This window comes from Pelistega ratti (genome assembly GCF_009833965.1).
Lineage (GTDB): Bacteria > Pseudomonadota > Gammaproteobacteria > Burkholderiales > Burkholderiaceae_B > Taylorella > Taylorella ratti.
On sequence record NZ_CP047165.1, the window covers coordinates 692,762 to 713,878 of the forward strand.

The window sequence follows — 21,117 nt, forward strand, 5'->3', positions numbered from 1 at the left end:
ATCACTCCTAATTTATACACTTACTCTGCACTTAATTGCTGTAAGCTCTCCTTCAGTAAAGCTAGCATTTTTTCTCTGTCTTGCTCTGTATTGACAGAAATACTGGACGCAACCAACTTATCATCTAACAACACATCAAAACCTTCATCATCACGTACCACAATGGTTGGTTCAGTTGTCTGTAAGGTTTTACTGATAAGGCCTGCTTCTTTAGGATTAGCAAAAGGAACAGAAAGTAAAATCTCTTGAGCATTTGCTGCCACAAGGCGAAAACGGAATTGACCATCCTCATCACGGAAACTTACAAAACGAGCGGATTTAGCTGATTTTTTATTTGTTTTTGGATTAATCGCTATTTGAGTAGATTGGCGTAATCCCACTGCTTCACGAATTGTCTGAATAAAAGGTGTCGCATAACGGCGTGCTTTTACAGCACCTGCTTGTAGAATATCTTCTATTTCCTGTGGTTTTGCTATTAAGCTTTCATAGCGTTCACGCATAGGGCTTAGTAGATTATCTAACAGCGTAAACAATTCTTCTTTTGCCTGCCCCCAAGCAAGCCCTTCTTCTAACGCTTTTTTAAACTGTGCTGTTTGCTCTATACTTGCAAAAGCCTTATATAAGGTAAATAAATGAGAACCCTCTGTCTCTTTAGGTTCACCGGGTAACTTAGAATCCGTTTGAATACGTGCAATAGCTGTTTTTAATGCTTGACGTCCACCCTCAAATAAAGGAATTGTATTACCATAGCTTTTAGACATTTTTCTTCCATCTAACCCTGGTAATGTTGCTACTTCTTCATCTACTTTTACATCAGGTAGTACAAAATAATCTTTACCTTGACCATAATGATGGTTAAAACGCTGAGCAATATCACGCGCCATTTCTAAGTGTTGTACTTGATCTTTACCGACAGGAACAATATTGGCATTAAACATTAAAATATCCGCTACCATTAAGATGGGATATGAGTAGAGACCCATTGTGACACCATCATCAATTTCTGTCCCTTTTGCCGTATTTTGATCAACCATTGCTTTATAAGCATGTGCCCGATTCATCAGACCTTTGGGAGTCATGCACGTTAGAATCCATGATAATTCTGGAATCTCAGGAATATCAGATTGACGATAAAACGTCACTCTCTCCGTATCAAGTCCTGCTGCCAACCAAGTTGCAGCGATTTCTAATCGTGAACGAGCTACCCTCGCTGGGTCATCGCATTTAATTAAAGCATGGTAATCTGCTAAAAAGAAAAAAGCATCCACATTATCTTGACGACTTTCACAAATAGCAGGACGTAAAGCCCCTGCATAGTTCCCTAAATGCGGTGTTCCTGTTGTTGTAATACCTGTTAATACACGCGTTCTTTCCATTATATTCTCATCTTTCATTAAAAAATTTTTACATCACTCTATAATTGTGCAGAATGACGTGTTTCTGATTCCATATATTCTTTAGATTGCATCTCTATCATACGTGATACTGTACGATGAAACTCACTCGCTTGCACCCCTTTAACATAAATTTGTTCAGGTTCAGTCTGAGCAGACATAATTAATTTTACTTTATGATCATATAGAACATCTACCAACCATGTAAAACGCCGTGCTTCAGAAGCATCTTTAGGCTCAAGTTTAGGAATATCCGATAAAATAATCGTACGATAACGATTAGCAAGCTCTAAATAATCATTTTGAGAACGTGCCGTTCCACATAAATTCGCAAAAGTAAACCATACTACATCTCCTCCTACAGCAACAATCGGAATTTCCCGATTTTCAATCATAACCACTTTTTGCTCACTTTGATAAGATGTCAGCGAGCGAAAAGTTTTTTCTAGATCTTGATTGGTCTCTGCTGTGATAGGTGTAAAATACAGCTTTAATTGTTCTAAGGTACGACGACGATAATCTACCCCTGTATCTACATTCAGAATATCCATTTTTTCTTGAATTAAGGCAATTGCAGGTAAGATACGATCCCTGTGTAAACCATCTGGATATAAAGTTGTTGGTTTATAATTAGAGGTCATTACAAAAGTCGTACCATTTTCAAATAATTTACTCAATAAACGGTATAGAATCATCGCATCTGCAATATCAGAAACATGAAACTCATCAAAGCAAATTAATTGATATTTATCAGAAATTTGTTTTGCCACAACATCCAGTGGATCAGCTTCTTTGCTAATACGCTGGAGATGAGCATGGACACTACGCATAAACTCATGGAAATGAATTCGCACCTTCTTTTCACATAGAATCGTATGAAAGAAGGAATCCATTAAAAAACTTTTGCCTCGTCCTACACCACCCCACATATAAACCCCTCTAGGCATAACAATAGGTTGTGGTTTTGAAAATAATCGTTGAATAAATGATGTTTTGGGTGGTGTTATTTTCATCCAATCATCATAAAATTGTTGTAAGCGTTCAATGGCTTGTTGTTGAGCATGGTCAGCATGGTAGCCTTTATCAGCTAATGTTTTTTGATAATATTGGATAACATTCATAACAATAAAAATGGTAAAGCCTGACTAGTATGCGCTAGTCAGGCAATAATGACAGGTTTTATAGGTAAAGTAACCTATTATACTGTTTATTAGAGATTCAATGTACGCTTATCAACTGCTAAAGCGGCTTCTTTAACTGCTTCAGATAAGGTTGGGTGAGCATGACAAATACGAGCGATATCTTCTGCTGCACCTTTGAATTCCATAATAGTCACTAATTCTGAAATTAATTCTGATGCCATTGGGCCAATGATATGTGCACCAAGCACTTCATCTGTTTGTGCATCAGCAATAATTTTAACAAAACCAGTGGTATCACCTAAAGCACGGGCACGACCGTTTGCCATAAAGGGGAAATTACCCACTTTAATTGTGCGACCTTCTGCTTTAAGTTGTTGCTCTGTTTTACCAACCCAAGCGATTTCTGGAGAAGTATAAATAACAGAAGGAATAGTATCAAAATTCACATGACCATGTTTACCTGCAATACGCTCTGCAACAGCAACACCCTCTTCTTCTGCTTTATGTGCAAGCATAGGTCCACGAACAACATCACCCACAGCCCATACATTTGGAAGATTTGTTTTGCAGTCACCATCTACTTCTACAAAACCTCGTTCATTTAATTTTAAACCAATCGATTCTGCATTAAGTCCTTCAGTATAAGGAACACGACCGATAGAAACAATTAAACGATCTACTTCAAGTGACTTCTCTTCACCTTTTGCAGTTGTATAAGGTACTTTGACTTGTTTAGCTGTTTGTGTAATTTCACCTAATTTAACACCCACTTCAATTTGAAGTCCTTGTTTATCAAAGGCTTTTTTGGCTTCTTTTGCAATGGCTTCATCTGCTACCGCAAGGAATGTTGGTGCCGCTTCAAGAATAACGACCTCAGCCCCTAAACGGCGCCATACACTACCCATTTCAAGACCAATCACACCAGCACCAATTACACCTAATTTTTTAGGTACAGATGGAATACGTAAAGCACCATCATTTGATAAAATTTTGTCTTCATCAAAAGGTAAACCTGGTAACGCACGAGGAGCAGAACCTGTAGCCACAATAACGTGCGTTGCTGTTAGTTCCTCTGTATTTTTACCTTCTACTTTGATTTTGTAGTTACCATCAGCTGCTTTACCGTCAAAAGAACCTTTTCCTACATAAAAAGTCACTTTGTTCTTTTTGAAAAGATACTGAATACCATCATTATTTTGTTTAACCACTGTATCTTTACGAGCAATTAAAGTATCTAGTTTAAGTTTGATACTACCCACTTCAATACCGTGATCTGCAAAGTGATGTTGTGCTTGCTCATAGTGTTCTGAAGATTGTAATAAAGCTTTAGAAGGAATACAACCTACGTTTGTGCAAGTACCACCCGGTTTTGCGTTACCTTTTGTATCGACCCATGCATCAATGCACGCAACTTTCTTACCTAATTGTGCAGCACGAATAGCAGCAATATATCCACCAGGACCAGCACCAATAACAACCACATCAAATTGTGTAGACATAATAAACTCTCTCTTAACTCTTAAATGAATACTTGATAAAGATAAACGCCCCAACAATTAGGGGCGCCCTCACCATTACATTAGATTAAATATCTAATAATAAACGTTGTGGATCTTCTAGTGCTTCTTTCATGGCAACTAGACCTAACACTGCTTCACGACCATCAATAATACGGTGATCATAAGACATTGCAAGGTAGTTGATCGGACGAATCACTACTTGACCATTCTCTACAACAGGACGTTCTTTAGTTGCATGAACGCCTAAAATAGCTGATTGTGGAGGGTTAATAATAGGGGTAGACATCATTGAACCGAATACACCACCATTAGAAATAGAGAATGTACCGCCTGTTAAATCTTCTAAACCTAATTTACCATCACGCGCACGTGCACCAAAGTCAGCAATTGCTTTTTCAATATCCGCTAAGCTTAATTGATCAGCATTACGTAAAATAGGTACAACTAAACCACGAGGACTACTTACTGCAATACCAATATCAAAGTAACCGTGGTAAATAATATCTGTACCATCTACTGAAGCATTAAGAATTGGGTAGCGTTTTAAAGCAGCCACTGCAGCTTTTACAAAGAAAGACATAAAGCCAAGTTTAACACCATGTTCTTTCTCAAATTTTTCTTTGTATTGGTTACGTAAATCAATCACCGCTTTCATATTAACTTCATTGAAAGTGGTCAAAATAGCATTTTCTTGTTGTGATTGAAGTAAACGTTCTGCCACACGAGCACGTAAACGAGTCATTGGTACACGTTGCTCTGGGCGACCATCTAAATTCAATGGAACAGCGACAGGTGCTGGGGCAGCTGCTTTAGCAGAAGCACCTTGTGCATCAGCCTTAGTCACACGACCATCACGACCTGTACCTTTAACATCCGTTGCTGCTAAACCTTTTTCTGCAAGAATCACACTAGCGGCAGGAGAAGCTACATCCGCTTTCGCTGTACTTGTTGGTGCAGGTGCTGCTGGTGTAGCCGCTTGAACAGGGGCAACTGCTGGTGCTTCTGCTACAGGTGCAGAAGCAGTCGCACTCGCTTCTGTATCAATACGTGCTAATAACTGATCTGAAGTTACTGTACTACCATCACCTTGTAGAATTTCAGTAATCACACCAGATGCGGGAGCAGGTACATCAAGTACAACTTTATCTGTTTCTACACCGATAAGAATATCGTCTTGTGAAACAGCATCGCCCACTTTTACTTTCCAATCTAATAGTGTCGCTTCTGCAATCGACTCTGATAATTGTGGTACAACCACGTCAATAATTGCCATAATGATTAATCCTTTAAATATAAATTATTTCGTTACTAAAATACCTTTGCGAACGGTAAATGCTTGTTCAATCAGCGCTTTTTGTTGTTCTTGGTGTTTAGCCAAATAACCTACTGCTGGAGAAGAAGAAGCGGCACGTCCTGCAAAAGCCAATTTCTGACCTTCTTGCATATTCTCAAGAATATGATGTTGGATATAGAACCAAGGACCTTGGTTTTGAGGTTCATCTTGAACCCATACCACTTCCTTAGCATTTTTATATTTAGCTAACTCTTCAGCAAATGCTTTATGTGCAAATGGATAGAGTTGCTCAATACGAATAATAGCGACATCTTGTGCATCACGTTCTTGACGAGCACGGGCTAAATCATAATACACTTTACCAGAGCAAACAAGTACACGTTTAACTTTATCCGCTTTGATATTATGATCAACTTCACCAATGACTGTTCTAAATGTACCTTCAGATAATTCACTAATAGGCACACCAGCATCTTTATTACGTAAGAGTGATTTAGGCGTAAAGATAACCAATGGTTTACGTAGTTTACGAATCATCTGACGACGTAATAAGTGGAAAATTTGTGCACCATTAGTTGGTTGAACCACTTGCATATTATTGTCGGCACATAATTGTAAATAACGTTCAATACGTGCTGAAGAGTGTTCTGGACCTTGACCTTCATAACCATGTGGTAGCATTAATGTAAGGCCACATTGACGACCCCATTTCGCCTCACCAGAAGCAATAAATTGGTCAATCACTACTTGAGCGCCATTAGCAAAGTCACCAAATTGTGCTTCCCAAATGGTTAATGTGTATGGTTCTGTACACGCATAGCCGTACTCAAAACCAAGTACCGCCTCTTCTGATAATACAGAGTCAATCGCCGTAAATGAACCTTGATCATCACTGATATGTTGGAGAGGAACATAAACACCATCATCCCAACGTTCACGTTTTTGATCATGTAGCACAGCATGACGGTGTGTGAAAGTACCACGACCAACGTCTTCACCTGTAATACGAATATCATAACCAGCGTTCACAAGTGAAGCAAAAGCTAAATGTTCACCCATACCCCAGTCAAGATTCATTTCACCACGTGCCATTGCTGCACGATCTGCTAATAATTTTTCAACTAATTTGTGTGGAGTAAAAGTAGTAGGAATTGTGGTAATACGCTCACCCAAACGTTGTAACTCTTTTAATGGAACAGCGGTATCTGCTTTATCAGACCATTTTGCACCAATAAATGGTGTCCAATCAACAGCAAACTCACTCTTATAGTCAGTAAGCACTGGTTCTGCTGAGTCTTGACCTTTATCCATTAAGGCACGGTATTCTTTTACTAAATTGTCTGGACCATCTGTGCCTAATACACCTTGTGCAACCAATTTATCTGCATACAAACGACGTGTACCAGGGTGTTTATCAATTGTTTTATACATTAATGGTTGAGTCAATGCTGGTGTATCTTGCTCATTATGACCAAGTTTACGGAAGCAGACAATATCAACCACTACATCATGACCGAATTCTGCACGGTAATCCATCGCCAAACGAGTCGCAAAAGCAACAGCCTCAGGATCATCACCGTTTACATGAAATACAGGTGCCTCAATCATTTTAACGACATCTGTACAATAAAGAGTAGAACGAGCATCACGAGGATCTGATGTTGTAAAACCAATTTGGTTATTAATGACAACATGAACCGTACCACCTGTACCATAACCACGCGTTTGTGCAAGGTTAAGGGTTTCCATCACAACACCTTGACCAGCAAATGCCGCATCACCATGAACAAGCACAGGAAGAACAGCCTTAGTATCACTACGGCGTTCTTGACGAGCACGTGCACTACCCTCAACAACAGGATTTACAATTTCCAAGTGTGATGGGTTAAACGCTAGTGATAAATGAACTGGACCACCTGAAGTAGCCACATCACTAGAGAAGCCATTATGGTATTTTACGTCACCATCGGTTAAACCTTCTGCGTGCTTACCTTCAAACTCGGCAAACAAATCAGCAGGACGTTTACCCATAATGTTGATAAGCATATTGAGACGACCACGGTGAGCCATACCGACAACGATTTCTTTAACGCCAATCTTGCCACCATGATTAACCACTTCATCCATACTCACGATAAAGCTTTCGCCACCTTCTAGTGAGAAACGTTTCTGACCAACGTATTTGGTATGTAGATAACGCTCTAAACCTTCCGCTTCTGTCAGTTGTTTAAGAATATTAACTTTTTCTTCTTTTGAGAAAGATGGTGTGGATAATGTACTTTCAAGACGCTCTTGAATCCAACGTTTTTGAGCTGGATCAGAAATATGCATAAATTCTGAACCAATAGAACGGCAGTAAGTATCGCGTAATGCATTAAGGATTTCACGTAAAGTCATCGTTGACTTGGTGGTGAAATAAGTGTTTGTCGCTGAATATACTTCGTCTAAATCAGCATCAGTAAGTCCATAGAAAGAAAGATTTAACTCTGGAATATCCTCTCTCTCGCTACGTTTGAGTGGATCTAAATGTGCATATCGCACACCTAAGCTACGATAAGCAGCAATCAATGATTGCACTTTAAGTTGTTTGCCCGCAACTTCTAAATTGGCGGGTTGTACTTGAGTCAATAAAGTATTGGCTCTTGCTCTTTGAGCAAAAGAGGCAATTACAGACGTATGATTTTGGTCTCTTGTTGTCTCCTTCCCATCAACAGCAGGCAAGTGGCTTAAATTATCGAAATAAGCACGCCATTCTGGAGTGACAGATTCTGGGTTATCCAAGTAAGCTTCATATTGTTCTTCAACATATGAAACATTACTACCAAATAAATATGAGTTATTACTCTTTTCAATTGCAGTAGTCATCTACGCTTCACCTTTATATGAGTGTTTCACCATATGGATGCAGGAAAACCTTCCGATTTACGGCTTAACCGAATTACGGATAGCGGAAAAAAGAAGGCGGAAAAATCAATAAAATTAACATTCCGATTATTGTTAGTATAACGCGAATTCAATGGCAATTTTAAATGATACGACTTTTTTGTCTGATTTCATTTACTACGTTGGAATTTTACCCTTGTTATACACCTTATATTCTAACAAAATACAGCGTAAAATAGTCAATTACTATTTCCTCTAAAAGGGTTTCTCTATCCATTTATTTTTCGCTTCAACTAAGTTACTAACATAAAAATATATCCTTTACCACCTATCTCATCCACTATTACTATCTTATTTCAATAGATTTTATTTCAAAATAATCAAATACTTTATGGGTATAAACCCCTACTTATTACCAGAAACTGCGGTAAAATGATGGAATTATTTGTGTCTTCTATCATTTGTTGTTTTATTGATAGCACCACAAATTTAATATTTATCTATTTTTATGAGATTTCAACTATGTCGATTGATTTGAAAAAACTTGCTCTTGATTATCATGAGTTTCCTAAACCGGGTAAAATTTCTGTTACACCTACAAAAACTATGGTGAATCAGTTTGACCTTTCCCTTGCCTATTCACCCGGTGTCGCGCATGCCTGCATGGAAATTTATCATGATCATCAAACAGCAGCACGCTACACCTCTCGCAGTAATTTAGTCGGTGTGATTACTAATGGTACAGCCGTATTAGGTCTAGGGAATATTGGTCCTCTAGCGGCTAAGCCTGTAATGGAAGGTAAAGGGTGTTTATTCAAAAAATTTGCAGGTGTTGATGTATTTGATATTGAATTAGCTGAAAATGATCCTGACAAAATTGTCGATATTATATGTGCCTTAGAACCTACACTAGGTGGTATTAACCTTGAGGATATTAAAGCACCCGAATGTTTTTATATCGAACAAAAACTTCGTGAACGTATGAATATCCCTGTCTTTCATGACGATCAACATGGTACAGCAATTATCTCAACCGCTGCTATTCTTAATGGTCTTAAACTTATTAATAAAGAGCCAAGTAAAGTTAAACTAGTTTGCTCTGGTGCTGGTGCTGCTGCTATTGCTTGCTTAGATTTATTGGTTCGAGTAGGTATCTCTCGTGAAAATATCTATGTATGCGACTCAAAAGGGGTAATTTACAAAGGTCGCGATACTAATATGGAAGCGAATAAAGCACGTTATGCACAAGAAACCGATGCACGAACATTAGCAGATGTCATCAATGAAGCCGATGTATTCTTAGGTTGCTCAACTAAGGGGGTTTTAACAGGTGATATGGTTAAAACCATGGCAGCCAATCCACTTATTCTAGCACTGGCTAACCCTGACCCTGAAATTCTGCCAGAAGAAGCAAAAGTCGCACGAGCAGATGTCATTATTGCAACAGGTCGCTCTGATTACCCTAATCAAGTGAATAATGTATTATGCTTCCCTTTTATCTTCCGTGGTGCATTAGACGTAGGTGCAACAACGATTAATGAAGAGATGAAATTAGCCTGCGTTCATGCCATTGCCGAACTGGCGCAAGCAGAACAAAGTGATGAGGTTGCGAGTGCTTACAAAGGACAATCACTTGAATTTGGGCCTGATTATATTATTCCAAAACCTTTTGATCCTCGCTTAATTGTTAAGATTGCTCCTGCGATTGCACAAGCGGCTATGGACTCTGGTGTAGCAACAAAACCCATTACCGATATGGATGCTTATCGTGCTCAATTAAGCAATTTTGTCTATCATTCTGGTCAATTTATGCGTCCGCTCTTTACACAAGCAAAAGGCTCTCAAAAACGTGTGGCTTATGCAGATGGTGAAGATGAACGCGTTCTACGTGCGGCACAAACAGTTATTGATGAAAGGATTGCTATCCCTTATTTAATTGGTCGCCCTGCTGTTATTGAAGCAACGATTAAACGTCTTGGTTTACGCCTAAGAGATGGGCAAAATATTACTATTATCAACCCAGAAGATAATCAATATTTTGAAGAAGCATGGCAATCTTACTACAAGCTTCGTGGTCGTTATGGTATTACGCCTGAAGTAGCTCGTACAATGGTTCGTAAGCATAATACTCTTATTGGATCATTCTTACTGGAAAACGGTGTTGTTGATGCTCTACTATGTGGTACTCATTCACGTTGGGAAAACCAATTACAATATATCTCTGAAGTCATTGGTCTTAAAGAAGGCATGAAAACTTTTGCTTCAATGAATATTATCATTATGCAAGATAATATTCTTTTCATTGCAGATACACATGTTAATGAAAATCCTGATGCAGAAACTGTTGCTGACATTACCCTTATGGCAGCTGATGAGATGAAACGTTTCGGTGTTGAACCCAAAATTGCTTTACTCTCTAACTCTAACTTTGGTAGTCGCCCTTACAGTGCCAATGCACAAAAAATGGCAAAAGCACGCCAAATCGTTGCTGAAAAAGCACCTCACTTAGAGGTAGATGGTGAAATGCACGCAGATGCAGCACTTAATGAACGTATTCGATTAGAAGCCTATCCTGATAGTACACTTACAGGATCAGCTAATCTATTGATTATGCCAACATTAGAGTCTGGTAATATTTCTTATAACCTACTCAAAATGACCAGTGGTAACGGTATTACCTTAGGGCCTATTCTTTTAGGGGCAGCTAAACCTGTGCATATTCTCACTACAAGCTCAACCACTCGCCGTATTGTTAATATGACAGCATTAGCGGTAATTGATGCTTTAAATGCAGAAAAAGGTGAATAAATAGTTTAGTTTTAAACTAGTCTCAAATATAAAGGGCTTATCTTTAAAGGTAAGCCCTTTTTTCTGCTTCGGATAGTTTATTCTTAAACTTTATCTACACACCAATATCTTTAACTATTTTATAACTATATAGAGAAAAAGAATAATCAATATTTTCAGCAATCCTTCGTATTATGGATATATAAAGTATTTTACCTCTATTAAAGCCAATCTGTATTATTCAAACTCATCAAAAGAGCTTGGATATTGACTATATTTTTTTATCCATCCGTCTTCAGCATATAATTCGCCAGATAATCCATCAGATAAACTTGCTAAATTTTGATTTTTACATATAAGCTCAAACTCTGGGTATTCCTCAAATAGCAATAACATATGATGAAGCGTATTATCTATCAGTACCTCTGATAATTCTTCAATCACTTTTCTTTTTTGATCATCTACGTTATTCAACTCTTCCTGTAATTTTAGGAGTCTTGGAGCCTTTATTTTACCTTCCAGAAGTTTATAGAGTAAGGACAAAGAACGGTCTCTTACCTCATGTATATACATTTCTCCAAATTGCTCTAATCTATTCATTTTATTTACTCCAAGGTATATTGCTAGATGCTAAAACCCCTTGTTATCTCAAATTTCTATTCTATGATATTACCATTAAAGGATTGTTAGTATATGTCTAAATGATTTATTATTCATATTCCTACGTTTGCTATAACAGTTTACTTTCTCGAATCTTTTTTAATCCCCTTTCTAAAATAGAAATTTTTTCAATAGGTGTACCTCTATCGTGGGCTTTATACCAATTTGGTATTGTTTTCATAAATAATTTATCTCCTTCTGGCGTAACATTAGATTCATATATAATTAAATCTAATTTCACATTACCATTTTCATCGTATGGGCTTAAGTTAACTAATAAATTATTTTTAGATAAAAAATCTACTAAAATTTTAGTCCTTAAATGGACTCTTTCTTGGTATTCTTTACTTTTATTGGCATTCAAAAATACTTGATAATCATATAGAGGAAGATCAACGCTCACTTATTTTCTCCTTATTACTTTATCTATATTTATACAGGTATAGATGATAAATCATTCATACATCCTACACTTATTACTATTTAGTTATTATCCTCTGCCTTTGCAAGAAAGTAATCTTGCAAACAACCTTGAATTTCTTGATTTTCATACTTCAAAATATATATTCCATCTACATTTTTAAGAAATGTTGTACCATCGATAGTCCCTAAAATAGTTGAGGCAGTATCAATAATAGTATTACGAATAAATTTGAAAATAATATCTTTTTGTTCATTATCTAAGTTGTTTATAAGCGCTCTCATTCTTCCATATAAGTCTGATGATTTTTCTGATTTTTTATTTAATGTTTCGACATAATATTGAAAAACAGAATTCATCAATTCATCATAAATAGCTTCGCTAATAATTTGATCTTGCATAATTTTATCCTTATTTATTTTATCCATTTAACCATCTCTGGATACATGGATTTTTTAAACGAATTAGTTCTTTAGTCAAGAGATATATTCTGTATTTTTCTTCTTCCGAATTTATCAAGGATTTGTACTCTCATCTTAGGCACTTTCCCCTTAGCCATTTTAGCTAAATTTTTAGTTAAATATTTATGGTGGATTTCTAATTGCTTCATTTCCCAAAAATCTTTTAGGGTGGCAGTTCATTATTTCAATTCTAGAGGCTCAACAAAATCCCAAGGATATTGAACATAAAAATACAGCGTACTGCCACCTTCTAATTCAATCAGACTAGAATTTAAATAACAAGCTATTTCAGGGTCGTAATATCAGAATCAGTTATAAACCAACCCTCTTTCTTTGTTGTAATATTACCCCACAAATAAAAGTTGTGGGTCAGGTTGATTAGATTGCTTATATTTATTAGGAGTTACCTTAAATTAATATTTTACTAAAGGGTTTTCATTTAATAAAAACTCTTCCAAACTTTTAGATTGAAATTTAAGATCTTCTGGTAGTAGAGAACCTAATCCATTAGCATATATATTTCCTGTTTTGAATTCCATGAGAATAGCAATACCACCATTATCATCTCCTATCATAATATATTCAGGAAGGTATAAATCAATTTCATAGTCTTTATTTCGTTGGAAGATTTCTTCAGCTTCTAATAGAACAAAGTTTTCAGCATATAAGCCATTAGATATAAGCAAAAACTCCACATATGAAACAGGGATTATAAAATCATATTTCTTCATTGTATCCTGTATTACACTTATATCAGCTGGTTTATTCAGGTTAAAACCCCTATCTAATAATATTGTTTTATTCATTTGAATGCTCCTACTGAATCAAACTATTTATAATTCTGTCTCATTGTTTTTTTATTACACTGTTTTTGGAACTCCGTCACTTCTCATTTTTCTTACCGCTTCATTAAATTCTTGCTTAATTTTAGGTAACAAGCCGTTTCAAGATCGTAGTATCTAAATCGATTATACGCTATCTTCATCATCATATTGCCCTACAAAAATTCGGGTTAAGTTACGAGTTTTGGTTATAGTCACTAAATGATAATCTCCACAGACTCTTATTCTATGCTCTCCAACTTAATTTACCATTGGGTTTAAGTAGCCCTAGCACTTTTCCGTTTAGCTGCACAAAAGCTGGGGTACTGACAGAATTAGATTAATGCTCTAATGTTAACCTACCGTTTTTCCATTCTTTTAATGTTTGTTCTGCTATTGTACCAAAAAGATTATTTTCACTATTACTTATGGATTCAAGAATATCTTCAGAGCGTTTAGAAAAAGTGGAACTAAAGAGAAGGTATCTTGCTGTCCATATTTTTATAGATATTAAATCGGAATCTAAATTGGGGGCTAATAACTCTAATTGTTCTTGGGAAAGAATATCATCTTTTGCAGCCACAATTTATATTGCAATTGTAGATAAATGATTCAAGCATATTCTCTAATTTATTTTTTTCATCTCGTAGCATTATATACTAACCCACTTTTTTCATCGAGCCATTTCCGTTTTTTCATTAATCTACCAGCCTTACCTCAGATGTAGCAATAGTAGTTTACTTGTATATCACTTGCTAATCAAACTCAAAAACATATTCTCTTGGATCATTTACGATAAATCCATTACATTTTGAGAAAAGAAAAGACAAGCAAGGTGTACTATTTGTATCCACACTGCCTATAATTTCTATTTCATATCTACCATTTTCAATGTAATGCTTTTGAGCTATACATTCTATATCGCCATTTAACAAGACATTCTCTATTTTACTAGTTGTTTCAAATGCTTTTAAATTAGATTTATTTAATAAGCCTATATCACTAATCCAAATTTCATTATTGATTACATTAAGATTAAACTGACCATATTTAAATTTAACAATATTATTATCTGGGACTAAATCAAAGGTTATAAAGTAATCAATTGAATCAATCTCTGGAATTGGAAGGAAAACGCCCTCTTCCAAGGCTCTTAAATATAAATTATGATTATCAATAAGTTGTTTTAAAATTTTTTCTCTGGGATTTCCATTTCTAGCGATAAAACCAGCTAGATTAGCTTTATCAAATAAACACAATCCATAATTTGCTGTTGAAATTTTCATACAAATGCTTCCTTTTATTAGGATACCAAGAAATAGAGTTAGGAGTGAATTATTTACGCACCCTATTCTTACTTTTTTTATCTACTATTTCCTCTCGCTATGTTAAACAAATCATGTAGATATTGCTTATTATCATCATTTACCAAAATTTCTTCACCAGCCTTATTCATTGCTAATATTTTAATATTCTCTATATCGTCATCAAATGTACATACTTGATCAAGAATACACAATATATCAAATATAGTGGATTCAACAGCTAATTTAATCATCTTTTTTAAGATTATTTTTTCATCTTCAGATTTACTATTAAAATAATGTGATAGGCTTTTTAATTCTTCGGCTGGTCTCCTACCTGGAGGATCTTCTAATATAGATACAATTCTATTTATGCCATCTATATCAACTTGTTGATATAAATTGTCAATAAACTTTTCCTGTATATTCATTTTTTATTCCTTACTTCTTAAAGGTATTCACAAGTATAGATAAAGACTTAATAATATTATGTTTTAATTAAAATTATAAATTAAAGGCTAATTTATTAAATAAGCTAATAAAGTTTTCCTTTACTAGGGATATAGATATATCAGGTAAAGAAAAATCCATATAATAGATTTCATCTAAAAAATAACTATCAACTTTTTTAAAACAGTATACTCCTCCTGTTTGATCATCAAATATCGGAAAAAATTCATTATTTATTATATTTATATTGCGTTGAATACCTAATACATAATATTCACTATCAGGAACTACTGAAAATAACTCAGTAAATCCGAAACTACCTCCTCCAAAAATTTTTTGAAATGCTACATAAATAGATGGTAACTCTGCTCCCAAATAACTTTCTATTTCTTTTATATTTTCTATAGTTGCTTTTGGCTCTAACTCTCTAAATAAAAATAAATTAGGATCATTATTCATTTTTTCTTCTAAATAGATAAAGAATTCTTTCCTTGTCATTTTGTTCCTCTTTTAATCATAAATTAAGTTTAGATTATTTTATCAGCACCTTATTCTCTAGCTCTATACCACCAATATAACTGCCTATCAGAATTTCTTATACTACCATTTATAGAAACCAACGCTATATTCATCATATAAAAAACAAAAACCATGTTTAAGATTTTCACTACAAAATACAATATTTCTATCCATATTAAATAATGAGCTAACTATACGATCTTTGTGCTTTAAAAAGATATTTAAAGATAAAATCATTTGTATTCTTTCTTTATAAAAGATAAAAAATGTTATCTCTTTTTCTCTCCAGTAAATATCATCAATTAAAATTAAAGCATTGTTTAACTTAAATTGTTCTAAATCAAACTCTTTTACTTTGTGTTGTTCAGAATATTTATATAACTTTCTTAAGTTATTTGATGTAACTTCATCATTTTCAATGCATTTTATTTCCTCACTATATTCATCTAATCTAAGCAAAGAAATTACTTCTTTTACTAATAATTTTCTCTTTAAAACAGCAATTCTATTCTTTATTTCTTGCATTTTTTCACCTTTTCAAAACCTTCAATACTATCTATTATGATATACACTAACTTATTTTTAGGAAAGACTTAATAAGGTATCTGTCATTTCTCTAATATCAAAATAGATATTGGTTTTTTCTTCAATAGAAAGATATGGTTTTATTTTAAAAAAATCATCCTTATCGCTATCACAAATAAATAAAAATAAAGTATGTTCAAAAGTATTTATAAAATCTTTACGTAGTTGCATATTTTGATCTATTTTTGATTGATGCTTAATATAAAATTTATAGGCTTTTTTAATGGTATTAAATTTTTGTTTGCTGAATTTATTTCTATAGTGTAGATGATAAATAAAAGATTTTTTTGATGATGCTGATACTATATCTATTAAGCTTTAATTATCCACATTTCCCCCCTTTTACTACATCAGAGATTTTTTACCGTAAAGATTATATACTCCTTTATGTTGCTTCTGTAAATCCCAAATTATAAACCTCAATTCATATTTATCCTTATGAAATACATCATAGGTTTGCTTGAGAATAAACCCTTGCAGAGATGTACAGTCTGTTTCATTACCGTTTTGGTCGTATTGGAAAAACAGTTGATGATATTGACCGCTTGTTGAGGGAGAAATATATTTTTAAAGAGCGAAATTTATTTTTTGTTTTTGGAATAAAATTCCCAGTATTTTTTATCAAACTCTTTGAAAGCCCGTTTTTTTCCTCGCTCATAAGCAACGGAAAAATATTTCATGGCTTCATCATATTCTTCTAGTTCATAACAAACTCGACCCACTTGAAAATATTCATAAGAACCTTCTTGAGCGGTGTCATTCTTTAAACCTTTTAAGGCCCATTCTTTAGCTTCTATGTAGCATCCCATTTTAAAATAAGTTTCAAATATACAATCAATAATCCAATTTGAAATCTGTTCAGGTTGCTGATGTTTGGGGTCCGGTAAAGAATCCCATAAATTCTTTAAGAATAAAATATTTTCATTATCATCAGGGGAATCAAATTCCTCCATTTGCTGAGTAATATTTTGAATTTGTTCATGAGTGAGTAACATTTTTTCTCCTACTATTATTTTAAAGGTGGTAAATATCTATCTGGAAGTTTTCCGCCATTTGAGCGATTTATTTTAAAGTAATCTAATTCATAGTTACTAGAATCTCTCATCCATTTACGAACTTCTGGAGCTCTTGCCCCGTAATTTCTTCCCGTAGAATTACACCATTTTACGGCATCTACTTTGTGTGACATATCGGCATCTTTTAATGAACGCCATACCCCTTGACTATCTTTAAATTGTGTTTCTCCTCTAGATTCCTTAATTCTTCCCTCTTTTCTCATTCTCTCAATGACTTCACGTCCAGTTCAGCTATTTTTACTTGGTGTATTGCCCATATATTTTCTACGACAAGAAGCGAGACCAAACGGATCGATAAAATCAATAGAGTTTTGAATGTAGGAATACGGTGTTTCCCCACCCAATAATCCTATTGGGTCTGAACGGAGATAATTCCCTCTTTCAGGATCATAGTATCTAAACCGATTATACGTCAACCCACTTTCTTCATCGTAATATTGTCCTGCAAAAAGTAAATTTGGGTCTAGTTGTGAGTTTCGGTTGTAGTCGCTAAACGGTAATCTCCATAAGCTATGCTTTTCTTTACGCCAAATGGTTCTGCCTTTTGGATTGAGTAGAGCAAGCACTTGCCCATTTGGTTGGCAAATAGCGTAGCCGGTTTCCTGCTTCCATTCGATAAAGTTACCGTCAATGGTTTGTTTGAGCTACGGCGTGCTACCGCCTTCTAACCCAATCGGATCAGAATTTAAGTAACAAACTGTTTTGGGACGTAATAACAGAAACAGTTACAATATAAGCTACTTTTTTAACTTTTAATTCATGCTTTCTTCAATATTAATGAATTCTGGAGTTATATCATCAATAAAGTAAAAATCAGATTCACATATTATGTTTATATTATTCCCTTCAAAGTTCATTTTTACTATATTTTCATCAATGTTAATATTTAGTATTCCCTTTTTATTAAATAAATTATTTCCATATACATTAAAATGGTTTAAATCTGAAAAACTTAATTTCATACTTATTGCATTAAAGTCTTTTTTGTTCCATTTTTTAGGGAACTCTGATGGGATATTTAAAATATAAAAAAATATTGTTAATGTATAGTCATAGCATAAAATTTTGTGTAAATAGACTTCATTTACATCAATATTTCCATTAAACATATTAATTATTTTTTCTTTACCTATTGCTTTTTCAAACCATTTCATATTTCTACTCTCCATAATTATAATGTTCTGAAATTCCAGGAAAACTTTTATTTCTATATCCATTACCTGTAGTTGGATCGTATTGTCTTGGATTAAAGTGAGGTCCTTGGTTTCCTGGAGTCCCTTTTGGTCCGTATACATGGCCAAGAGAATGCTCCTGGAAAACAACCTTCTCTCCACTTGGAGTTGTGTAGTGATATTCTCTAGTCATTATTGGCTTATGATTTTGATCTAAAATTTTCTTTCCTGATGTTGGTCGCCGTCCCACAGGTATTCAATGCCTTTTACAAATATGTTAACTCAATTTTTTCCCCATATTCTTCTAAAATATAATTAACTATGTGAGACGCAAATTCTTTTGGTTCTAAAACAATACTTTGTTTATCATTATTTCTAGGAAAAATAGATAATAAATCATTATTGTCAATAATTTCTGGAATATAATCTGTTAGAAATTCTTCTAAATCTATAGATAATGCCTTTGCTCCTATCCAATCATCTGTAGCACACAAATTAGCAAACTCTTTTTCTGGCCATATAGGAAAAATTCTTCTTCCTTCATTATCTCCATAAAGAAGAATTCCATCATCATCTAAAACCCAGATCTGATTATAATCTGCAACCCTTAATAAAAAAGTCTTGTAGAGTTTCTCTTTAGGTAGGGATAGTACATTTTCTATTTCTTTTATATTCATGTTTAGCTCCTATTTCATTCCAGATTTTTTAGAAACCTTAAATTTATTATTCTTACCATAATTATCATATTTATGTTGTAACTTATGTAATGAACGTTGATTTAGTTCAGAATAATTATAATTAAAGTGTTAGAAACTCAAGCGTTGTTTACACTATTTGCAAAATAAATTTCTAAATATTCGTAAGGTGTCAGTGTCCGTTTATGACCAAGTTGATCTTGGTAAACAAGAGCACTATGTGGTTTTACGGTGTTGTAGAAATTAATAAATCGGGTAAGCTCCTGTTTTCTATGCTGGCTATCGGTAAATTCATGTTTATCATGCCACATTTGCATTAAGGTTCTAATCACCCTTTCTGCTTTTCCATTGGTTTTAGGATTGGCGACTTTAGTAAATTTTTGATTGATATGATGTTGATAACAGGCTTTACCAAACTCATGTTCTTTTGTTCCTTTGTATTCTGTTCCATTATCCGAGTAAATAACCTCTATGGTATAAGGACAAGGGTCTATCAGATGTTGGGTTAAGAACGTAGCTGCGCTAAAGGCGGTTTTATCTGGCATAATAGCCGCATATAATTCACGCGAGTAATCATCGATAGCCACAAACAGATATTCCCTTTGACTTTGCGTGTGTTGTCCTTTCAGTAAAGGCAAGCGTTTTGTATCGACATGAACCATCTCGCCAGGATAGGATTTATTATAGCGTTTGGCTTGTTTTTTTAATCGTTCTTGGATGGACTTTTCTACTTTGGCTAAGCGTTTAATCCCAAATTTAGCCTGTCTAAACCGATTATTGATACTGGTCTGAGGTTTTAATAATCGACCACGAGCGAGTTTGAGTATCTTATAGATGGTGGGGCGAGAAACCTTGTATTCTTTCGCTAAAGAAGTGACATTTTGTTTGTTTTGCGTGTAAGCTAGCCAAATCTCTTCTCTTTGGCGAGGTAATAAGCGAGTGTTTTTGTGTATATTCATCGTACTATTATCTTAAAATAATGTAAACAACGCTAGTTTATTCTACAATTAAAGCCTTTTGCATTTTCATATCCTCTCCAATGAGCTAAATCATATCCTTTAGGTAGACGCATTATTTTTTGCTTACCAAATTTTGTTTTATATTGTAATACACGTCTATATTCATTCTTTAACCAACCTCTTATAAATGATGGTTGTTTATCATCATTCATAATTTCTAATAATTTAATAGTTCTACTAGCATAGCTTCTTAACCCAAACAAATCCACCCAATCTAACGGATTTTGGACATAAAAATACGGCGTGCTACCTCCCTCCAATCCAATCGGATCGGAATTTAGGTAACAAGCCGTTTCAGGATCATAGTATCTAAACCGATTATACGTCAACCCACTTTCTTTATCGTAATATTACCCTGCAAACAACAGATTAGGATCTAGTTGTAAGTTTCGGTTGTAATCGCTAAACGATAATCCCCACAGGCTCTTATTCTGTGCTCTCCGACTTAATTTATATCAATTATTTTTAGTCTTCGATAAATGTTAATAATTCATTAGTATTATCAAGATCTATTACAGACTGTTTAACTTTATTGAGTGCTGAATGTATATCGTATTTTTCAGCGTCCTCTCTTAGAATATCGATAAGTCCTAACTCTACATAATTTAGAAAATAAACAGCTTGTTCTTTAATTTTAGGGATTTTCTTATAGGGTATATTTAAATAAAAATCAATTTCTTGATCTTTTCGATACATTGTTGGACCAGTTACTGTAAATTCATCATTATGACAACTAATATTTAATACTAATGTATAGTCTGTTGTATCTGTTTTCATTCCTTTTCTAAAAGGAATTTTTTCAATATAAAGATTTTTATTTAATTCATTAGTCATAAATATATTTAATTTATAGTGAAAATTAAAAAACATTCCTGGTTCTAGATATACTGTTCTAAAATAAATTTCCTTCATAA

At 34.3% G+C, this 21,117-nt stretch carries 26 protein-coding genes and 1 pseudogene; 1 reads left to right on the forward strand and 26 read right to left on the reverse strand.

Annotated features, from left to right (window positions below):
• Positions 1-20 precede the first annotated feature (20 nt).
• From F9B76_RS02860 to F9B76_RS02880, 5 genes are all read right to left on the reverse strand, one after another.
• Complete coding sequence (locus F9B76_RS02860; protein WP_159990733.1) at positions 21-1,376, reverse strand: tryptophan--tRNA ligase; 1,356 nt, start codon at positions 1,374-1,376, stop codon at positions 21-23.
• A 38-nt stretch (positions 1,377-1,414) separates the two neighbouring features.
• Entirely contained in the window at positions 1,415-2,515 is a 1,101-nt protein-coding gene (zapE, locus tag F9B76_RS02865; RefSeq protein WP_159990734.1) for a cell division protein ZapE, read from the reverse strand.
• 89 nt (positions 2,516-2,604) lie between these two features.
• A complete protein-coding gene (gene lpdA / locus F9B76_RS02870) occupies positions 2,605-4,035 on the reverse strand; it encodes a dihydrolipoyl dehydrogenase (protein WP_159990735.1) in 1,431 nt (476 codons plus the stop codon).
• An 85-nt stretch (positions 4,036-4,120) separates the two neighbouring features.
• Positions 4,121-5,329: a 2-oxoglutarate dehydrogenase complex dihydrolipoyllysine-residue succinyltransferase gene (gene odhB / locus F9B76_RS02875; RefSeq protein WP_159990736.1), complete on the reverse strand. Its 1,209-nt coding sequence runs from the start codon at positions 5,327-5,329 to the stop codon at positions 4,121-4,123.
• Positions 5,330-5,353: 24 nt separating this feature from the next.
• Positions 5,354-8,215: a 2-oxoglutarate dehydrogenase E1 component gene (locus F9B76_RS02880; protein ID WP_159990737.1), complete on the reverse strand. Its 2,862-nt coding sequence runs from the start codon at positions 8,213-8,215 to the stop codon at positions 5,354-5,356.
• Between the two features lie 540 nt (positions 8,216-8,755).
• On the opposite strand from F9B76_RS02880, the gene F9B76_RS02885 reads away from it, so the two are divergent.
• On the forward strand, positions 8,756-11,041 hold the full coding sequence (locus tag F9B76_RS02885; protein WP_159990738.1) for an NADP-dependent malic enzyme: 2,286 nt from the start codon (positions 8,756-8,758) through the stop codon (positions 11,039-11,041).
• Between the two features lie 216 nt (positions 11,042-11,257).
• Here the strand turns inward: F9B76_RS02885 and F9B76_RS02890 are convergent, their stop codons facing one another.
• From F9B76_RS02890 to F9B76_RS02985, 21 genes and pseudogenes are all read right to left on the reverse strand, one after another.
• Positions 11,258-11,620: a hypothetical protein gene (locus tag F9B76_RS02890; protein WP_159990739.1), complete on the reverse strand. Its 363-nt coding sequence runs from the start codon at positions 11,618-11,620 to the stop codon at positions 11,258-11,260.
• Between the two features lie 130 nt (positions 11,621-11,750).
• Positions 11,751-12,083, reverse strand: a complete 333-nt coding sequence (locus tag F9B76_RS02895; protein ID WP_159990740.1) for a DNA polymerase III — start codon at positions 12,081-12,083, stop codon at positions 11,751-11,753.
• An 80-nt stretch (positions 12,084-12,163) separates the two neighbouring features.
• Entirely contained in the window at positions 12,164-12,502 is a 339-nt protein-coding gene (locus F9B76_RS02900) for a hypothetical protein (protein ID WP_159990741.1), read from the reverse strand.
• 71 nt (positions 12,503-12,573) lie between these two features.
• Positions 12,574-12,711 (reverse strand): hypothetical protein, encoded by a 138-nt coding sequence (locus tag F9B76_RS02905; RefSeq protein ID WP_159990742.1) that lies wholly within the window; start codon positions 12,709-12,711, stop codon positions 12,574-12,576.
• Between the two features lie 264 nt (positions 12,712-12,975).
• Positions 12,976-13,368 carry an SMI1/KNR4 family protein gene (locus tag F9B76_RS02910; protein WP_159990743.1) on the reverse strand — a complete coding sequence of 131 codons (393 nt, stop codon included), beginning with the start codon at positions 13,366-13,368 and terminating at the stop codon, positions 12,976-12,978.
• Between the two features lie 355 nt (positions 13,369-13,723).
• A complete protein-coding gene (locus F9B76_RS02915; RefSeq protein WP_159990744.1) occupies positions 13,724-13,966 on the reverse strand; it encodes a hypothetical protein in 243 nt (80 codons plus the stop codon).
• Between the two features lie 172 nt (positions 13,967-14,138).
• Positions 14,139-14,669, reverse strand: coding sequence for a hypothetical protein (locus tag F9B76_RS02920; RefSeq protein ID WP_159990745.1), 531 nt, complete (start codon positions 14,667-14,669; stop codon positions 14,139-14,141).
• Positions 14,670-14,746: 77 nt separating this feature from the next.
• Positions 14,747-15,118 carry a hypothetical protein gene (locus tag F9B76_RS02925; RefSeq protein ID WP_159990746.1) on the reverse strand — a complete coding sequence of 124 codons (372 nt, stop codon included), beginning with the start codon at positions 15,116-15,118 and terminating at the stop codon, positions 14,747-14,749.
• A gap of 73 nt (positions 15,119-15,191) precedes the next feature.
• Positions 15,192-15,635 (reverse strand): SMI1/KNR4 family protein, encoded by a 444-nt coding sequence (locus F9B76_RS02930; protein WP_159990747.1) that lies wholly within the window; start codon positions 15,633-15,635, stop codon positions 15,192-15,194.
• A 102-nt stretch (positions 15,636-15,737) separates the two neighbouring features.
• Entirely contained in the window at positions 15,738-16,181 is a 444-nt protein-coding gene (locus F9B76_RS02935) for a hypothetical protein (RefSeq protein ID WP_159990748.1), read from the reverse strand.
• Positions 16,182-16,238: 57 nt separating this feature from the next.
• Entirely contained in the window at positions 16,239-16,412 is a 174-nt protein-coding gene (locus F9B76_RS02940; RefSeq protein WP_159990749.1) for a hypothetical protein, read from the reverse strand.
• A 410-nt stretch (positions 16,413-16,822) separates the two neighbouring features.
• The gene (locus tag F9B76_RS02945) at positions 16,823-17,236 is read right to left on the reverse strand and encodes a tetratricopeptide repeat protein (protein ID WP_159990750.1); all 414 of its coding nucleotides are present in this window, start codon (positions 17,234-17,236) and stop codon (positions 16,823-16,825) included.
• Positions 17,237-17,250: 14 nt separating this feature from the next.
• Positions 17,251-17,520, reverse strand: coding sequence for a GH-E family nuclease (locus tag F9B76_RS10230; protein WP_201289338.1), 270 nt, complete (start codon positions 17,518-17,520; stop codon positions 17,251-17,253).
• 24 nt (positions 17,521-17,544) lie between these two features.
• The gene (locus F9B76_RS10415) at positions 17,545-17,883 is read right to left on the reverse strand and encodes an RHS repeat-associated core domain-containing protein (protein WP_279267997.1); all 339 of its coding nucleotides are present in this window, start codon (positions 17,881-17,883) and stop codon (positions 17,545-17,547) included.
• A 186-nt stretch (positions 17,884-18,069) separates the two neighbouring features.
• A complete protein-coding gene (locus F9B76_RS02955) occupies positions 18,070-18,471 on the reverse strand; it encodes an Imm50 family immunity protein (RefSeq protein WP_159990751.1) in 402 nt (133 codons plus the stop codon).
• Positions 18,472-18,475: 4 nt separating this feature from the next.
• Complete coding sequence (locus F9B76_RS10495) at positions 18,476-18,682, reverse strand: HNH/endonuclease VII fold putative polymorphic toxin (RefSeq protein WP_163764130.1); 207 nt, start codon at positions 18,680-18,682, stop codon at positions 18,476-18,478.
• 73 nt (positions 18,683-18,755) lie between these two features.
• Positions 18,756-19,166 (reverse strand): DUF2750 domain-containing protein, encoded by a 411-nt coding sequence (locus tag F9B76_RS02965; protein ID WP_159990753.1) that lies wholly within the window; start codon positions 19,164-19,166, stop codon positions 18,756-18,758.
• Between the two features lie 137 nt (positions 19,167-19,303).
• Positions 19,304-20,143, reverse strand: a complete 840-nt coding sequence (locus F9B76_RS02970; protein WP_159990754.1) for an integrase core domain-containing protein — start codon at positions 20,141-20,143, stop codon at positions 19,304-19,306.
• A 32-nt stretch (positions 20,144-20,175) separates the two neighbouring features.
• Positions 20,176-20,355 carry a polymorphic toxin type 8 domain-containing protein gene (locus F9B76_RS10325; protein ID WP_159990755.1) on the reverse strand — a complete coding sequence of 60 codons (180 nt, stop codon included), beginning with the start codon at positions 20,353-20,355 and terminating at the stop codon, positions 20,176-20,178.
• A 99-nt stretch (positions 20,356-20,454) separates the two neighbouring features.
• Positions 20,455-20,532, reverse strand: a pseudogene (locus tag F9B76_RS10500) (hypothetical protein); the annotation flags it as partial.
• Positions 20,533-20,668: 136 nt separating this feature from the next.
• On the reverse strand, positions 20,669-21,115 hold the full coding sequence (locus F9B76_RS02985; protein WP_159990757.1) for a hypothetical protein: 447 nt from the start codon (positions 21,113-21,115) through the stop codon (positions 20,669-20,671).
• Positions 21,116-21,117 lie beyond the last annotated feature (2 nt).

Bases quoted from the DNA above. Each gene is read 5' to 3' on its own strand.
- F9B76_RS02860 (WP_159990733.1), bottom strand. From the start codon at position 1,376: ATGGAAAGAACGCGTGTATTAACAGGTATTACAACAACAGGAACACCG.
- zapE (WP_159990734.1), bottom strand. From the start codon at position 2,515: ATGAATGTTATCCAATATTATCAAAAAACATTAGCTGATAAAGGCTAC.
- lpdA (WP_159990735.1), bottom strand. From the start codon at position 4,035: ATGTCTACACAATTTGATGTGGTTGTTATTGGTGCTGGTCCTGGTGGA.
- odhB (WP_159990736.1), bottom strand. From the start codon at position 5,329: ATGGCAATTATTGACGTGGTTGTACCACAATTATCAGAGTCGATTGCA.
- F9B76_RS02880 (WP_159990737.1), bottom strand. From the start codon at position 8,215: ATGACTACTGCAATTGAAAAGAGTAATAACTCATATTTATTTGGTAGT.
- F9B76_RS02885 (WP_159990738.1), top strand. From the start codon at position 8,756: ATGTCGATTGATTTGAAAAAACTTGCTCTTGATTATCATGAGTTTCCT.
- F9B76_RS02890 (WP_159990739.1), bottom strand. From the start codon at position 11,620: ATGAATAGATTAGAGCAATTTGGAGAAATGTATATACATGAGGTAAGA.
- F9B76_RS02900 (WP_159990741.1), bottom strand. From the start codon at position 12,502: ATGCAAGATCAAATTATTAGCGAAGCTATTTATGATGAATTGATGAAT.
- F9B76_RS02905 (WP_159990742.1), bottom strand. From the start codon at position 12,711: ATGAAGCAATTAGAAATCCACCATAAATATTTAACTAAAAATTTAGCT.
- F9B76_RS02910 (WP_159990743.1), bottom strand. From the start codon at position 13,368: ATGAATAAAACAATATTATTAGATAGGGGTTTTAACCTGAATAAACCA.
- F9B76_RS02920 (WP_159990745.1), bottom strand. From the start codon at position 14,669: ATGAAAATTTCAACAGCAAATTATGGATTGTGTTTATTTGATAAAGCT.
- F9B76_RS02925 (WP_159990746.1), bottom strand. From the start codon at position 15,118: ATGAATATACAGGAAAAGTTTATTGACAATTTATATCAACAAGTTGAT.
- F9B76_RS02930 (WP_159990747.1), bottom strand. From the start codon at position 15,635: ATGACAAGGAAAGAATTCTTTATCTATTTAGAAGAAAAAATGAATAAT.
- F9B76_RS02935 (WP_159990748.1), bottom strand. From the start codon at position 16,181: ATGCAAGAAATAAAGAATAGAATTGCTGTTTTAAAGAGAAAATTATTA.
- F9B76_RS02940 (WP_159990749.1), bottom strand. From the start codon at position 16,412: ATGCAACTACGTAAAGATTTTATAAATACTTTTGAACATACTTTATTT.
- F9B76_RS02945 (WP_159990750.1), bottom strand. From the start codon at position 17,236: ATGTTACTCACTCATGAACAAATTCAAAATATTACTCAGCAAATGGAG.
- F9B76_RS10230 (WP_201289338.1), bottom strand. From the start codon at position 17,520: ATGAGAAAAGAGGGAAGAATTAAGGAATCTAGAGGAGAAACACAATTT.
- F9B76_RS02955 (WP_159990751.1), bottom strand. From the start codon at position 18,471: ATGAAATGGTTTGAAAAAGCAATAGGTAAAGAAAAAATAATTAATATG.
- F9B76_RS10495 (WP_163764130.1), bottom strand. From the start codon at position 18,682: ATGACTAGAGAATATCACTACACAACTCCAAGTGGAGAGAAGGTTGTT.
- F9B76_RS02965 (WP_159990753.1), bottom strand. From the start codon at position 19,166: ATGAATATAAAAGAAATAGAAAATGTACTATCCCTACCTAAAGAGAAA.
- F9B76_RS02970 (WP_159990754.1), bottom strand. From the start codon at position 20,143: ATGAATATACACAAAAACACTCGCTTATTACCTCGCCAAAGAGAAGAG.
- F9B76_RS10325 (WP_159990755.1), bottom strand. From the start codon at position 20,355: ATGAATGATGATAAACAACCATCATTTATAAGAGGTTGGTTAAAGAAT.
- F9B76_RS02985 (WP_159990757.1), bottom strand. From the start codon at position 21,115: ATGAAGGAAATTTATTTTAGAACAGTATATCTAGAACCAGGAATGTTT.